General features: G+C 74.8%; 16 protein-coding genes. 9 read left to right on the top strand and 7 right to left on the bottom strand.

Annotated elements, in window-relative coordinates; all coding sequences use genetic code 11:
- On the bottom strand, nucleotides 1–540 hold the full coding sequence (locus OG559_RS19445) for a hypothetical protein (RefSeq protein ID WP_405105686.1): 540 nt from the start codon (nucleotides 538–540) through the stop codon (nucleotides 1–3).
- Between the two features lie 261 nt (nucleotides 541–801).
- Here OG559_RS19445 and OG559_RS19440 point away from each other — a divergent pair, with 261 nt between their 5' ends.
- The 7 genes from OG559_RS19440 to fabF all read left to right on the top strand — a co-directional run bounded on the left by OG559_RS19440 (nucleotide 802) and on the right by fabF (nucleotide 7,760).
- Nucleotides 802–1,986, top strand: a complete 1,185-nt coding sequence (locus OG559_RS19440; RefSeq protein WP_405105684.1) for a sensor histidine kinase — start codon at nucleotides 802–804, stop codon at nucleotides 1,984–1,986.
- Nucleotides 1,983–2,699, top strand: coding sequence for a response regulator (locus OG559_RS19435; protein WP_405105682.1), 717 nt, complete (start codon nucleotides 1,983–1,985; stop codon nucleotides 2,697–2,699). The genes OG559_RS19440 and OG559_RS19435 overlap by 4 nt, the downstream gene beginning before the upstream one ends.
- A 58-nt stretch (nucleotides 2,700–2,757) precedes the next feature.
- On the top strand, nucleotides 2,758–3,987 hold the full coding sequence (locus tag OG559_RS19430; RefSeq protein ID WP_405105680.1) for a PucR family transcriptional regulator: 1,230 nt from the start codon (nucleotides 2,758–2,760) through the stop codon (nucleotides 3,985–3,987).
- A gap of 107 nt (nucleotides 3,988–4,094) precedes the next feature.
- Nucleotides 4,095–5,264: an acyltransferase domain-containing protein gene (locus tag OG559_RS19425; protein WP_405105678.1), complete on the top strand. Its 1,170-nt coding sequence runs from the start codon at nucleotides 4,095–4,097 to the stop codon at nucleotides 5,262–5,264.
- Complete coding sequence (locus OG559_RS19420; protein WP_405105676.1) at nucleotides 5,264–6,208, top strand: beta-ketoacyl-ACP synthase III; 945 nt, start codon at nucleotides 5,264–5,266, stop codon at nucleotides 6,206–6,208. The genes OG559_RS19425 and OG559_RS19420 overlap by 1 nt, the downstream gene beginning before the upstream one ends.
- Before the next feature lie 83 nt (nucleotides 6,209–6,291).
- A complete protein-coding gene (locus OG559_RS19415) occupies nucleotides 6,292–6,531 on the top strand; it encodes an acyl carrier protein (RefSeq protein ID WP_117673394.1) in 240 nt (79 codons plus the stop codon).
- 2 nt (nucleotides 6,532–6,533) lie between these two features.
- On the top strand, nucleotides 6,534–7,760 hold the full coding sequence (gene fabF / locus OG559_RS19410; protein WP_405105674.1) for a beta-ketoacyl-ACP synthase II: 1,227 nt from the start codon (nucleotides 6,534–6,536) through the stop codon (nucleotides 7,758–7,760).
- A gap of 226 nt (nucleotides 7,761–7,986) precedes the next feature.
- On the opposite strand, the gene OG559_RS19405 is transcribed toward fabF, so the two are convergent.
- On the bottom strand, nucleotides 7,987–8,205 hold the full coding sequence (locus tag OG559_RS19405) for a hypothetical protein (protein WP_405105672.1): 219 nt from the start codon (nucleotides 8,203–8,205) through the stop codon (nucleotides 7,987–7,989).
- Nucleotides 8,206–8,349: 144 nt separating this feature from the next.
- On the opposite strand from OG559_RS19405, the gene OG559_RS19400 reads away from it, so the two are divergent.
- A complete protein-coding gene (locus tag OG559_RS19400) occupies nucleotides 8,350–9,372 on the top strand; it encodes an IS30 family transposase (protein ID WP_405104739.1) in 1,023 nt (340 codons plus the stop codon).
- Nucleotides 9,373–9,440: 68 nt separating this feature from the next.
- On the opposite strand, the gene OG559_RS19395 is transcribed toward OG559_RS19400, so the two are convergent.
- The 3 genes from OG559_RS19395 to OG559_RS19385 all read right to left on the bottom strand — a co-directional run bounded on the left by OG559_RS19395 (nucleotide 9,441) and on the right by OG559_RS19385 (nucleotide 11,003).
- Complete coding sequence (locus tag OG559_RS19395) at nucleotides 9,441–9,881, bottom strand: VOC family protein (RefSeq protein ID WP_405105670.1); 441 nt, start codon at nucleotides 9,879–9,881, stop codon at nucleotides 9,441–9,443.
- Between the two features lie 157 nt (nucleotides 9,882–10,038).
- The gene (locus OG559_RS19390) at nucleotides 10,039–10,233 is read right to left on the bottom strand and encodes a DUF397 domain-containing protein (RefSeq protein WP_396671299.1); all 195 of its coding nucleotides are present in this window, start codon (nucleotides 10,231–10,233) and stop codon (nucleotides 10,039–10,041) included.
- Nucleotides 10,230–11,003 (bottom strand): Scr1 family TA system antitoxin-like transcriptional regulator, encoded by a 774-nt coding sequence (locus tag OG559_RS19385; protein WP_405105668.1) that lies wholly within the window; start codon nucleotides 11,001–11,003, stop codon nucleotides 10,230–10,232. The genes OG559_RS19390 and OG559_RS19385 overlap by 4 nt, the downstream gene beginning before the upstream one ends.
- A gap of 570 nt (nucleotides 11,004–11,573) precedes the next feature.
- Between OG559_RS19385 and OG559_RS19380 the strand changes: the two genes are divergently transcribed.
- Complete coding sequence (locus OG559_RS19380; RefSeq protein ID WP_405105666.1) at nucleotides 11,574–11,870, top strand: hypothetical protein; 297 nt, start codon at nucleotides 11,574–11,576, stop codon at nucleotides 11,868–11,870.
- Nucleotides 11,871–11,951: 81 nt separating this feature from the next.
- On the opposite strand, the gene OG559_RS19375 is transcribed toward OG559_RS19380, so the two are convergent.
- Together OG559_RS19375 and OG559_RS19370 are read right to left on the bottom strand one after the other, a co-directional pair.
- On the bottom strand, nucleotides 11,952–12,881 hold the full coding sequence (locus tag OG559_RS19375; protein WP_405105664.1) for an ROK family protein: 930 nt from the start codon (nucleotides 12,879–12,881) through the stop codon (nucleotides 11,952–11,954).
- A gap of 37 nt (nucleotides 12,882–12,918) precedes the next feature.
- A complete protein-coding gene (locus OG559_RS19370) occupies nucleotides 12,919–14,376 on the bottom strand; it encodes a lyase family protein (protein ID WP_405105662.1) in 1,458 nt (485 codons plus the stop codon).
- Between the last annotated feature and the right edge of the window lie 65 nt (nucleotides 14,377–14,441).

Here is a 14,441-nt window from a genome sequence, read left to right as displayed (position 1 = left end):
TCAGTGCTTGGGGCGACGCGGGAAGATCGTCTCCCAGACCGGGAAGGCGACCAGCCAGATCCCGATGGCGAGGGTGAGTTTCTGGATCCAGTTCCACAGCTCACGGGTGCGTTCGGCGTCGTCCACGTAGAGGATCCCGGCACCGAGCAGCGCGCAGGCGACGGCCCAGCCCAGCAGCCCCTTGCCCCACTCCCGCCACTCGTGCCGGGTGCGCGCCCAGCCGTGCCGGGGCGGCCGGACCGGGGGCGGGCCGCCGGCGAACCGGTGGGCGAAGCGCTGGTCGGCCCAGCGGATCATCGAGTGTCCGAAGGCCACCGAGAAGCCCAGGTAGGCGGCGGCCAGGCCGTGGGTGACGTCCGCGGTGGCGCCGCGCCGCAGGTCCAGCGCGGTCGCCACGAGCAGCACCAGGTCGACCAGGGGTACGCAGAACAGCAGCGCCGCGCCGAGGCTCGGTCTACGCAGCGGGTAGCGGGCCACCAGCCCCGCCGCGAGCACCACCCAGAACCCGATCTCGCACCCGATGATGATCGTGACCAGCACGCCGACCTCCCCGTTCGTCGGGGTCCAGCATGTCGCCCGTCGCGGGCCCCGGCGTCGGCGCGGACGGTGAGATCCGGGTCCGCCGAAGGACGGACCCGGTCGGGCTCGCAGGGGCCGCCAGGCGGCCAGGGCGACGCCGGGCACCTGCGCCCGGCCGCCGTCATGACCCCGGTGTACGGCTGAGCCGTACCTCCTTCGGCGGACCACGGCCTCGTGCCGTGGGCGGAGCCGGGGCGGCGGCGGGTGTGGTGGGATCGGGCCATGCGACCGCCACCCTGGCTCGGCTCCGGGACCCTTGGCCGGGACCTGGCGCTGGCCGGCGCCTCCCTGACGGGCGGGCTGGCGCTGCTCAGCCTCGGCTCGTACCTGGCGATCGCCCCGCGCACCGACGTGCCGGCTGCGGCCTTCCTGCCGTCGCTGCTGGCCGTGTCGGTGGCGGTCGGCCTGCGCCGGGTGGCCACCCGCACCGGCCTGGCCCTCGGCACGGCGGCGCTGGTCGTCGACGTCGCCCTCGGCACCACCCTCGGCACCGCGCTGATCTACACCCAGGTGCTCTACGACTCCTGCGTGTACGGCCCGCCCCGGCTGTGGCGGTGGCTGTTGCGGGTCGCCGTGGCACTCAGCCTGCTCGCCGCCGGCGGCGGGACGCTGCTGGCCGGCAACTGGCGGGGGGTGGCGCTCGCCGTGCCCGTGGTGCTGGTCGCGGTCCTGCCGGTGCTGACCGGGATCAGCGTGCGGCAGTACCGGGACCAGGCGGCGGCCGAGCGGGCCCGGGCCGAGCAGACCGCCCGGCTCACCGAGCTGGACCGGCGGGAGGCGGTCCGCGCCGAACGGTCCCGGATGGCCCGGGAGCTGCACGACGTGGTGGCCAACCACCTCAGCGCGGTGGCCATCCACGCCACCGCCGCGCTCTCCGTGCCGGGGCTGGACCGGGCGCAGGTGAACTCTGCGCTGCGGGTCATCCGGGAGAGCAGCGTTCAGGGCATGGCGGAGATGCGCCAGCTCATCGGGCTGCTGCGGGAGCCGACGGCGGGGGCGGCGGGGGCGGCCGAGGAGGCGACCCGGGTCCGCCTCGACGAGCTGGACCTGCTGGTGGACCGGATGCGGGCCGCTGGGCTGGCGGTGCGGGCCGAGGTGACCGGCGGGCCGCGTCCACTGCCGGTGGGGGTGGACCTGGCGGCGTACCGGATCGTGCAGGAGTCGTTGACCAACGCGCTGAAGCACGGCGCGGGCGAGGCGGAACTGATCGTGACGTACCGACCGGCGGAGGTGGTGGTGACCGTGGCGAACCCGGTCCAGGCGGGCGGTGGCGGGCTGGCCGGGGCGGGCGCCGGCCTGATCGGGATGCGCGAGCGCGCGGTGCTGCTGGGCGGCGAGTTCGCCGCCGGCCCGGCCGACGGGCGCTGGCGGGTGCGGGCGGCGCTGCCCACCGGGGAGCCGGCGTGAGCGGCCCGGGCGTCGCCGGCCCCGGCCGAGGGGGCGACGGCGCGGAGGGTCCGGTGCGGGTGGTCCTCGCCGACGACCAGGCGGCGGTGCGGTCCGGGCTGGCGCTGATCCTGGCCGGCACGCCGGGGATCGCGGTGGTCGGCGAGGCCGCCGACGGGGAGGAGGCGGTGCGGCTCTGCGCCGAGCTGCGCCCCGACGTCGCCGTGCTGGACGTGCGGATGCCCCGCCTGGACGGCATCTCCGCCACCCGGGAGATCGTCGCCGGCCGGCTCGCCGACGTGCTGGTGCTGACCACCTTCGACCTCGACGAGTACGTGTTCGGCGCGCTGCGCGCCGGGGCGGCCGGCTTCCTGCTGAAGGACACCGACGCGGACACTCTGGTCGCCGCCGTCCGGACGGTGGCCCGGGGCGAGGGGTTCATCGCCCCGGCGGTGACCCGGCGGCTGATCAGCGCGTTCGCGGCCACCGCTCCGGGGGCGTCGGCCGCCGTCCGGGAGGCGGTGGCCGGCCTGACCGCCCGGGAGCGGGATGTGCTGGCCTGCCTCGGGCTGGGCCTGTCCAACCAGCAGCTCGCCGACCGGCTGGCGATGGCGGAGAGCACCGCCAAGACCCACGTCAGCCGGATCCTGGCCAAGCTCGACCTGCGCAGCCGCGTCCAGGCCGCGATCCTGGCGCAGGAGCTGGCCCTGCCGGCCCCGCCGCCGAGGGGGTGAGCGCCCGCGCCACCGGTGCCGTTGACCGGGGCCCCCGGCCTTCTGAAAGGCTGGGGGGGTGAGCGAGCCGGGCGGGATCGAGCTGTCGGCCACGCTGCGCCGGATCGAGCGGGCGGCGGGGGCGCTGGCCACCGCCAGCGTGGCCCGGATGGACGAGACGCTGCCCTGGTTCCGGGCGCTCCCGGCCGACCAGCGCTCCTGGGTGATGCTGGTGGCCCAGGCCGGCGCCCGGTCGCTGGTGCAGTGGCTGCGTGAGGGCGGCGGCTCGGCCGACAGCACCCAGGAGGTCTCCGACGAGGTCTTCGCCACCGCGCCGCAGGCGCTGGCCCGCTCGATCAGCCTCCAGCAGACGGTGGCGCTGGTCAAGGTGACCATCGAGGTGGTGGAGGAGCAGGTCGGCGCCCTGGCCGCCGAGGGCGAGGAGCAGCGGCTGCGGGAGGCGGTGCTGCGGTTCTCCCGGGAGATCGCCTTCGCCGCCGCCCGGGCGTACGCGCGGGCCGCCGAGTCGCGCGGCTCCTGGGACGCGCGGTTGCAGGCCCTGCTGGTGGACGCCCTGCTGCGCGGGGACTCCCCGGACGTGCTGGCCAGCCGCGCCGCCGCGCTGGGCTGGTCGGACGCCCCGCCGGTCGCGGTCGCGGTGGGCCGCTCCCCCGGCGGCGAGGTGGCCGCCGTGCTGCACACCGCGTACCGGCTGGCCCGGCGGATCGGGGTGGAGATGATCGGCGGGGTGCACGGCGACCGGCTGGTGATCGTGCTCGGCGGGGCGGCCGACCCGCTTTCCGCCGCCGGGACGCTGCTGCCCGCGTTCGGTGACGGCCCGGTGGTGGTGGGCCCGGCGGTGCCGAGCCTGGACGAGGCGACGGACTCGGCCCGCGCCGCGCTGGCCGGGTTCCGGGCTGCCCCGGCCTGGCCCACCGCGCCGCGCCCGGTGCCGGCGGCCGACCTGCTGCCCGAGCGGGCCCTGGCCGGCGACGCCGAGGCCCGCCGTCTGCTGCGCCACGACGTGTACGCGCTACTGGCCCGTGCCAGCGGCGAGCTGTTGGAGACCCTGGACGCGTTCTTCGCCGCCGGCGGGACGCTGGAGAGCGCCGCCCGGGCGCTGTTCGTGCACCCCAACACGGTGCGCTACCGGCTGCGGCGGATCGCCGAGGTGACCGGGTTCTCGCCGCTGGTCCCCCGGGACGCGTTCGCCCTCCAGGTGGCCCTGACCGTGGGCCGGCTCGACCCGGTGGTGCCCCTGCTCGCAAATCAGCCAGTAAGCGCCACGAGCCGGCAAAAGTCCACATAACGACTATCACCGTTGCCGATCTTTGTAGGGTTCCTCCAAAGGTTCTAGTGCGGTTTGGTGTCGGTCAGTAGCACCGTGACCGGCGAGTATCCGGAAGAGTCATATCCGTGCTCGCCGTACTCTCACCCGGACAGGGTTCCCAGAAACCCGGCTTCCTGACACCCTGGCTCGACCTGACCGGCGCCGAGGCACGGCTGCGGTGGTGGTCGGTGCTGGCCGGCGTCGACCTGGTCCACCTCGGCACGACGGCCGACGCCGACGAGATCAAGGACACCGCCCGCACCCAGCCGCTGCTGGTCGCCGCGGCGCTGCTCGCGGCCGAGCACCTGCCGATGCACGACGTCGCACTCACGGTCGGGCACAGCGTCGGCGAGCTGGGCGCGGCGGCGCTCGCCGGGGTCTTCCCCGCCGAGACCGCGATCACCCTCGCCGGGGTGCGCGGCCGGGAGATGGCAGCGGCGTGCGCGCTGGAGCCGACGGGCATGGCCGCGGTGCTGGGCGGGGACGCCGAGGAGGTGCTCGCCGCCCTCGACAGGCACGGGCTGGAGCCGGCCAACCGCAACAGCGCCGGGCAGATCGTCGCCGCCGGCTCGCTCGACGGGCTGGACAAGCTCGCCGCCGAGCCGCCCGCGAAGGCCCGGGTGGTCCGGCTGAAGGTGGCCGGCGCGTTCCACACCCCGTACATGGCCCCGGCGGAGGCCGCTCTGGGCGCGGTGGCCGCCGGGATCACCCCGGCCGACCCGGCCCGGATCCTGCTGTCCGACCTCGACGGCGCGGCGGTCACCCACGGCCGGGAGATGGTGCAGCGGCTGGTCCGCCAGGTCACCTCGCCGGTGCGCTGGGACCTGTGCATGCGCACCATCGCCGACCTCGGCGTCACCGGGGTGATCGAGCTGCCGCCGGCCGGCACCCTCGCCGGCCTGGTCAAGCGGGAGCTCAAGGAGTCGGGCCTGCCCGAGATCGTCACCCTGAACACGCCGGCCGACCTGCCGGCCGCGCGGGACCTGATCGCCCGGCACGGTACGGCCCCGGGCCACCGGCCGACCAGGCAGTTCCGGGTCGTCGTCTCCTCCTCGGCGGGCACCTTCGAGCCCGCCGCGGGGCTGGCCGAGGGCCAGTCGCTGCGCACCGGTCAGGTGATCGGGCACGTCGCCACCCGGCAGGGCCAGGTCGAGGTGACCGTGCACGACAGCGGCGCACTCACCGAGTGGCTCGCCCACCACGCCGACCCGGTCGCGCCGGGCCAACCGCTCGCCCGGATCGGGGGTCAACACTGATGACTGGCAGCCGGATTCTCGCGCTGGGGCACTACCAGCCGTCCCGGGTCGTCACCAACGACGACCTCGCCCAGTTTGTCGAGACCAACGACGAGTGGATCCGGGACCGGGTCGGCATCGCCAGCCGGCGGATCGCCGGCGACGAGACGGTGGCCGACATGGCGGCGGCCGCCGCCGACAAGGCCCTGGCGAACTCCGGGCTCACCGCCGCCGACATCGACCTCGTCGTGGTGGCCACCTGCACCTCGATCGACCGCAGCCCGAACGTGGCCTGCCGGGTCGCCGCGAAGCTCGGCATCACCGCGCCGGGCGCGTTCGACCTCAACACCGCGTGCTCGGGCTTCGCCTACGCGCTGGGCACCGTCGACCACGCGATCCGGGCCGGGGCGTCACGGAACGCGATCGTCATCGGGGCGGAGAAGCTGTCCGACTTCACCGACTGGACCGACCGCTCCACCTGCATCATCTTCGCCGACGGCGCCGGCGCCGCGGTGGTCACCGCCACGGCCGAGGGCGAGCCGGCCGGGGTGGGCCCGGTGGTCTGGGGCTCGGTCCCGGAGAAGGGCGACGCGGTACGCATCGAGGGCTGGCGGCCGTACGTCAAGCAGGAGGGCCAGACGGTGTTCCGCTGGGCCACCACCGAGCTGGCCCCGCTGGCCCTGCGGGCCTGCGAGCGGGCCGGGGTCGCCCCGTCGGAGCTGGCCGCGTTCGTGCCGCACCAGGCCAACACCCGGATCATCGACGGCATCGCCAAGCGGCTCGGCATCCCCAACGCGATCATCGCGAAGGACCTCATCGAGTCGGGCAACACCTCGGCGGCGAGCGTGCCGCTGGCGCTGTCCAAGCTCGTCGAGCGCCGGGAGGTGCCTTCCGGCGCCCCGGTCCTGCTCTTCGGCTTCGGCGGCGGCCTGACCTACGCCGGTCAGGTTGTCCGCTGCCCCTGACGTCCGGTCCCTTCCGGGGCCGTTCGCACGCCGCCGGCACGCGCCGCGCGGCGAGTCCAACCATCGAGAGGAACGCACCAACCATGACCCGTGACGAGATCACCGCAGGCCTCGCCGAGATCCTCGAAGAGGTTGCCGGGGTGAACCCGGACGACGTGGCCGAGGGCAAGTCCTTCACCGACGACCTCGACGTCGACTCGCTCTCCATGGTGGAGGTCGTGGTCGCCGCCGAGGAGAAGTTCGGCGTCAAGATCCCCGACAACGAGGTGCAGAACCTGAAGACCGTAGGCGACGCCGTCAGCTTCATCGAGGCGCAGGCCTGATCATGGCTCGCTCCGACGTCGTCGTCACCGGGCTCGGCGCGACCACCCCGCTGGGCGGGGACGTCGCGTCGACCTGGGACGCCATGCTCGCCGGCCGCTCCGGGGTGGGTCCGCTCACCCAGGAGTGGGCCGCGCAACTCCCGGTCCGGATCGCCGCGCAGCTCGCCGTCGACCCGTCCGAGGTGCTGGACCGGGTCAAGCTGCGCCGGCTCGACCGCTCCGAGGCAATCGCGATCATCGCGGCCAGGCAGGCCTGGGCGGACGCGGGCCTGGCCGACTCCGGGTTGGACCCGGAGCGGCTGGCCGTCAGCGTCGGCTCCGGCATCGGCGGGGCCACCACCCTGCTCGCCCAGGACGACATCCTGGAGGCGTCCGGGCCGCGGCGGGTGTCCCCGCACACCATCCCGATGCTGATGCCCAACGGCCCCGCCGCCTGGGTGGGGCTGGAGCTGGGCGCGAAGGCCGGCGTGCACACGGTGGCCAGCGCCTGCGCCACCGGCGCGGAGGCCATCTCGCTCGGCCTGGACATCATCCGCTCCGGCCGGGCCGACGTGGTGATGGCCGGCGGCACCGAGGCGGTCATCCACCCGCTGCCGATCGCCGGGTTCGCCTCGATGCGGGCGATGTCCACCCGCAACGAGGAGCCCGAGCGGGCCTCCCGTCCGTGGGACACCGGGCGGGACGGCTTCGTCCTCGGCGAGGGCGCGGGCGTGCTGGTCCTTGAGCGGGCCGAGCACGCCGCAGCCCGGGGCGCCCGGGTGTACGCGCGGCTGGCCGGCACCGGGATCACCTCCGACGCGTACGACATCGTGCAGCCACACGCGGAGGGCGAGGGCGCGATCCGGGCGATCGCGAAGGCGATCGCGGACGCCGGCGTCGCGAAGAGTGACATCGTGCATGTCAACGCGCACGCCACCTCGACCCCGGTCGGGGACATGCTGGAGATCGGGGCGCTGCGCGCGGCGCTCGGCGACCATCCGGTGCTCACCGCCACCAAGTCGATGACCGGCCACCTGCTCGGTGCGGCCGGCGCGTTGGAGTCGATCGCCACCATCCTGGCCATCCGCGACGGTGTCATCCCCCCGACGATCAACCTGGACGACCCGGACGCCGGCCTCGACCTGGACGTGGTCGCCCACAAGGCACGGCACATGGAGATCCCCGCCGCGCTGAACAACGCGTTCGGCTTCGGCGGGCACAACGTGGCTCTCGTCTTCACCCGGCCCTGAGACTCCAGGCCCTGAAGGCGGAGCTGTCCGGACGACGCGGCCGGCATCGGGGCGGGGCACGACCTGACCGCCACGATGCCGGCCCCGGCCACCTGCCCGGCCCGGGCCAGGAGCGGGACGGCGTGGTCTGTGACCGGTGGTGAGGCAGCCCCCTGTTGACGCGATCCGCGCAGCAGGGGGCTTTTCGACGTTCCGGGGCGCAGGCGTGTTCAGGCTCGATCGCGGGTCAGGCTCGGTTGCGGGGGTGCTGCCGCGCGGCGCGTTCGTTGCCCCGGCGGTAGTTGCCGGTCCACCGGGCCATCACCAGTTGCGGGTCGCCGTCGACCTCGGCGAGGAACTCCGCCGCCCGGCCGCCCCGCAGCGTGCCGGCCACCCGTCCGTGGTGCGTGATCACCACCGACCCGTCCGATCGCTGGGCGTACGCGAAACCCTGTGCTTCTCCCATGCCCGGCACGCTCCCACCCCGCCCCCACCCCCCGCACCCGATTTAGCCCGGACGCCGGACAGATCTTGGTAGGAAACGGCCCCTCCACTTGGGCTCAACCGGTGGTTGCAACACCTTCGTTGATGGTGATGGAGGTGGTTGCTGATGGCGGCGCGGTTGTCGGCGGGGGAACGTGAAGAGATTGGTTTGGGTCGGGCGGCGGGGCTGTCTGTGCGGGAGATCGCTCGCCGGTTGGGGCGGGCGCCGTCGACGGTGAGCCGGGAGGTCGGCCGGTTCGAGCGGTATGGGCAGGTGTACCGGCCGTCGGTTGCGGAGTGGGCGGCGTGGCTGCGTCACCGGCGGGCGAAGCGGGCCTGCAAGCTGGCGGTGGAGGGGTCGCTGCGCCGGCTGGTGATCGATTGGCTGGGGCAGCGGTGGTCGCCGCAGCAGATCGCCCTGCGGTTGCGGCGCGACCATCCCCACTCACCGCACCTGTGGGTGTCCCACGAGACGATCTATCAGGCGATCTACCTGCAAGCCCGAGGTAACCTGCGGGCCGAGTTGACCCGGCAGGTCGCGTTGCGCTCTGGTCGGGCTGCCCGACGCCGCCGACCCCAGGCCGCCGGGGCGATCCGTTCGCAGCGGCCCTGGCTGGGTCTGAACATCAGCGCCCGGCCTGCCGAAGCGGCGGACCGGGCCGTGCCCGGGCACTGGGAAGGCGACCTCCTCGAGGGCGGTCGGGGCCCGAACGGCGGGTCCGCCATCGCCACCCTGGTCGAACGGCAGACCCGCTTCGTGATCCTCGTCGGCCTGCCCGAGGGCAAACTCTCCGAGCACGTCGCCACGCAACTGGCCACCGCGATGACCTGGCTGCCCCGACGACTACGCGCCTCGCTGACCTGGGACCAGGGCACCGAAATGGCCCGCCACCGCCAATTCAGCATCGCCACCGACTGCCCGGTCTACTTCTGCGACCCCCACAGCCCCTGGCAACGCGGCTCCAACGAGAACACCAACGGCCTGCTGCGCCAGTACTTCCCCAAAGGCCGCACCGACTTCCGCACCCTCACCCAAACCGACCTCGACGCCATCGCCGACGAACTCAACGGACGCCCCCGACAAACCCTGGGCTGGGACACCCCTGGTGAGAGAATGTCCCAGCTCCTCGGTGTTGCAACCACCGCTTGAGACCGCCCCAGGGGCCGAAATCTTCCAAGATCTCTCGCGGGCGAGAGAGGGAGGGAGGGAGGGGGCGGCTAGTTGGGGCTTTTCTCGGCGAGGATTCCGGTGCCCTGGCCGAGCTCGATGAGGTAGCCGTCGGGGTCGCGCAGGTAGCACCGGATCTCCACGCCGTGGTCCTTCGGCCCGGTGAGGAACTGCCCGCCGCGCGAGCGCCACAGCTCGTAGACGGCGTGCACGTCGGTCACCCGGACGTTGAGCGCGCTGTGCAGCAGGTTCGGGTCCGTCGGCGCCTGAGCGAGGACGGTCGGCTTGTCGTCGGTCGGGCCGCCCTCGTCGTTGATGACGAGGTAGCTGTTGTGCAGCCGGAGGATGGCGGGCTGGCGCTCCCGTACCACCGTCGCGCCGAGCACCGTCCGGTAGAACTCACGCGAGCGCTCCACGTCCCGCACGATCAACAGGTGGGTGAGCACCATGCCGTTTTCCGGCTGGAAGTAGTCCGGGGCCTCGTTCGTCACTGCCGCCTCCCTCGGGATGACCCGTCGGGTACCCGCGTGCGGCCACGGCATGCCTGCAACGCCTGGTCACGCCCGTCAACGGACAGCTTTGAGGAGACTCGACAGGCGGCCAGGACCCGCCGCCTGCCGGACCAGGCGGCCTACCGGATCAGGCGCCCTACCGGGCCGGGGTGCGGAGACCGGTGACGAAGGTTCGCCAGGCGGAGGGGGCGAAGGTGAGGGTGCCGGCGTCGCGGGCCTTGGAGTCGCGGACCAGCACGACGCCGGGCAGGTTGTCGGCGACCTCGACGCAATTGCCGCCGTTGGTGTTGCTGCGGGTGGCGGTGCGCCAGCGGGGGTGGGGGGTGCTCACAGCTCGTTCACCTGCTTCAGGATCAGGTCTCTGGACTGGTCGCGGGGCAGGGCGACCGCCCGCACAGCTTCCCACGCCCGCTCCAGCGCGGAAACCTGCTTCGGGTCGGCGACCACCCGTCCCTCCAACTGGTCCTCCAGGAAGGCCAGGTGCTCGCCGCCGGCCGCCTCGGCGAGGGTGAACGCGCCGGACTGGCCGATGTAGGGGCCCGCGCCGTACGGCACCACGTGCACCAGCACCCGGGTCCGCAGGCCGACCTCGGCGAGGTGCAGGAGCTGCTCCTTCATCACGGTCGGGTCGCCCCGGCGCAGCGCCGCCTCGTCGATCACGAACGTGGTCAGCGGCGGCTCGGGGCGGTCGAGCAGCGCCTGGCGTTCCAGCCGGAACGCGACGTGCTCGTCCACCTTGTCGGGCACGAGCAGGCCGCTGGCGAGGGCCGCGCGGGCGTACGCCTCGGTCTGCAACAACCCCGGGATGATGACCGGCTCGAAGCAGCGCAGCGAGGTGGCCTCCCGCTCCACCTCCGCCCACGGCCGGAACCAGCGGGGCTGGGCGTCCCGGCGGGCCTCGGCGGCCATCCGGCCGATCAGCTCCCCGGTCTCCAGCAGCTCGTCGAGCCGGCGGGCGGTGTCCGGGTGCGGGATGCGCCGCCCCGTCTCGAACATCGCGATCAGCGAGCCGGAGACGTGCACCGCCTCACCGGTCTGGTCCTGGGTCAGTTTCCGCTTGCCCCGCGCGTGCTTCATGACCAGGGCGAGATACGCGCTCACTCCTCACTCCTCCTCACTGTCGGTGGGTCGGCGGTCACGCTGAGCGCCGTGCCCCTGGTGATCCTCCTTCCTGGGGGCGGCCGAGTCCAGGGTGGAAGCACGCGATCCGGCCGGTGGAGGCGACGCCCGGCGACCGGATCCGCGCGGGGCCGCCCCGCTTCCCCCTTGCGGGGCGGCCCCTCCCCCGACCGGCGAGGAGGCGACAGACGTGGGACATCACCGACGCAGCAGGGGGCGCGGCCGACCTGGGCGGCACTGCGCCTGCCAGGCCTGCCAGCTCATCCGCGCAGACCGGAGCAGCCCCGCGCCAGCCCGAGCGGACCGGGGCGACCCGGCCCCGCCGCGCCCGGACCGGGGCGACGGGGTTCCACCCCGCGCGGACCGGAGCAACGCCGGCCCGCTCCGGACAGAGCGGGCACCCGGCGGCCCGGGGCACCCGGCGCGGGGGCTGGTCCCGGCCGCCGTCGTCCTGGGCTTCGACCCGCCCAGTGGCGGCGTCGCGGGGTGGGGCGGGCCGCCGGCACACCCCCGGGCCGCCGCCGGCCCGCCGACAGTTCCGGCCGTACGCCGATGACCGACACCCGGCCGCACCCGCCGCTGCGCCCGCTGTGGCTGTGCCGGGTGTGCCTGGCCCCGTGGCCCTGCCCACCGGCCCGGGACGCCCTGCTGGTCGCGTACGCCGGGGACCGGGTCGGCCTGTGCCTGTTCCTGGCCTGGCGGATGTTCGACGCCGACGCCGACCTGCGGGCGCTGCACCCGGCCGACCCGCCGCCGCCCACCGAACTGTTCCGCCGGTTCCTGCGCTGGACACGCCGCCCGGCCCCGGGCGCTTCCACCCAACTGGGCCGGGCGGACAGGCCGGGCTGAGCGGACCGACGGTTCCGGGTGCGGTTGTCGCGGCCCGGGCAACAACAACCGCACCCGGAGGGCACTGCCCCGCAAGCGGGGTCAGCGGGGGGCCGGGACCGCCTCGCGGGCCAGGACGACCGCGCCGAGCAGCGCGGCGTCGTCGGCGAAGCCGGAGAGCACCACGTCCGGCCGGTACGGCAGCACGGCGGCCAGCCGCTGGACCAGCAGGCCGCGGATCAGCTCGCTGCCAGCCACCCCGCCCACCAGCACCACCCGCTGCGGGTCGAGCAGCAGGCAGCAGGTGACCAGGTGGCGGGCCAGCTCGTCGACCCGGGCCGTCAGCGCGTCCCGGGCCGGGCCGGGACGCTCGGCGGCGGCGGCCAGCCCGGCGGCCGTCCCCGGCACGCCGAGTTCGTCGGCGAGCCGGTCCAGCGCCCGGCCGGAGAAGTCCAGCTCCAGCATGGTGCCGGGCCACGGGCCGCCCGCCACGGCGTACCCGATCTCGCCGGCCGCGCCGTGGTGCCCGGCCAGCACCGACCCGCGCACGGTGAGCGCCGCCGCGACCCCGGTGCCGAGGCCGACGACCAGGCCGGGGTCGGCGTCGCGGAGCGCGCCGAAGCGCAGCTCGGCGAGGGCGGCGGCGTTCAGGTCGTTGTCGACCGCCACCGCCGGCACGCCGAACCGGTCGCGGACCGCGTCGGCCAGCCGGAGCCGGTCCCAGCCGGGCACGTTCGGGGCCAGGTCGATGCCGTCGGACCGGACCACCCCGGGCGAGGCGATCCCGGCCGCCGCGACCGGGCCGCCGACCTCCCCCAGCAGCTTCGCGGCCAGGTCCAGCGCGCGGTCCAGGGCCTGCGGGGCACCCTGTTCGGCGTGCGTCGGCACGCGCTCGCAGGCCAGCAGCCGGCCCTCGCCGTCGGCCACCCCGACGGCCATCTTGGTGCCGCCGAAGTCGATGCCGAGCAGCACGGGCGCGTCACCGACCACCGGCGCGGGCTGGGCCGCCCGGCCGGCCAGCCGCACGCTCACAGTTCGGTCCCCTCGGTCGTGCCCGCGACGCCCGCGCTCATCGAGCCGCTCGCTCGGCGGCCACGGCGTCCAGCGCCTCGTCGGCCCTGGCCAGCCGGTCCCGTACGGCGGCCAGCCGGCCGGCGACGGTGTCGAAGGTGCCGCGCAGCACGGTCACCTGGGCCCGGACGGCGTACGCGCCGGGGCCGTCGACCTGGGCCCGGTCGAGCACCAGCTCGGGGCGGACGGCGGCGGCGATCAGGTCGCCGATCGCGTCGTCGTCGAGGCGGTCGGTGATCTGGTCGGCCGCCGCCCGGACGCCCTCGGGGGTCCAGGTGTCCGGCGCGCCGCCCCGGACCAGCCGGCCGACCACCGAGTGGGCGGCCCGGAACGGCACCCCGTGCCGGGTCAGCGCGTCCGCGGCGGCCGTGGTGGTGGCCCCGGAGGCGACGATCTCCTCCCGCGACGGCGGCTCCAGCGGCTCGATCTCGGCGAGGAAGCCGCCGAGCAGGGCGAAGAACCGGTCGGTGCGGTCGTTGCTGTCCCACAGCCGCACCTGCACGTCGGTGGTGGCGTTGTTGGAGTCCTCCCACCAGGCCGCGCCCACGTTGTTGAGCACGCTCGCGGCGTCGGCGGCGGTGGCCCCGGCCATCGACACCAGGTGCTCCAGCACCACCGGGTTGCGCTTCTGCGGCATGATGCTGCTGCCCTGGGTGAAGTCGCCCGGGGTGGTCACCCAGCGCCAGGTCAGCCAGTCCATCAGGGTGCGGGCCAGCCGCGCCCCGGTGGCCAGGGCCTGCGCGTTGAGGGTGCCGACCCGGACCAGGTGGTCGGCGCCGGCCACCGCCTCGTACGAGTTGGTGACCAGGCCGCCGAAGCCGAGCAGTTCGGCCACCCGGGCGGGGGCGATGTCCAGGTCGGTGCCGGCGAACGCGCAGGAGCCCAGCGGCGAGGTGTTCAGCTGGTCGATCAGGTCCGCGTACGCGACGGCCTCGCCGGCCAGGGCCTCGGCGTACCCGGCGAGGGCGTGACCGATGGTGGTCGGCTGGGCCGGGCGGCGGTGGGTGTAGCCGGTGATGACCACGTCGGCGTACCGGTCGGCGGAGGCCAGGGCGGTGGCCCCGGCGGCGAGCACCCGGTCGAGCACCCCGAGGAGCTGGTCGCGCAGCAGCATCCGGAACACCCCGGCGTCGAGGTCGTTGCGGCTGCGCGCCATCTGCACGTCCAGCTCGGACGTGGGGATGCCGCACGCCTCGGCGATCCGCTTCTCCATGAGGTAGTACGTGTCCTCGAAGGTGCCGTCGAAGGCGGGCGCGGGGCCCGTGTCGGCGCGCAACTCCGCCAGCCCGCGCAGCAGCCGGGCGCCCCGCGCGGCGGGGATCAGCCCCTGCTCGGTCAGCATGACCACGTGCGCCTGGCTGGCCCGCACCATCGCCGGGTAGAGGTACCCGACGTGGTGGTCGTATGTCGGCCGCAGGTGGTGCCGCTGGTAGGTGGTCAGCGCGGGTGTGCTCATCAGGAGTCTCTGCTTCCTTCCAGGCCGGGTGCGGCGCTGTTCGCCGCGCCCGGACGTCAGCCGGT

Origin of the sequence: Micromonospora sp. NBC_01405 (assembly GCF_045040155.1) — a bacterium.
GTDB lineage: Bacteria > Actinomycetota > Actinomycetes > Mycobacteriales > Micromonosporaceae > Micromonospora.
This window is presented reverse-complemented; position numbering and strand designations above follow the sequence as displayed.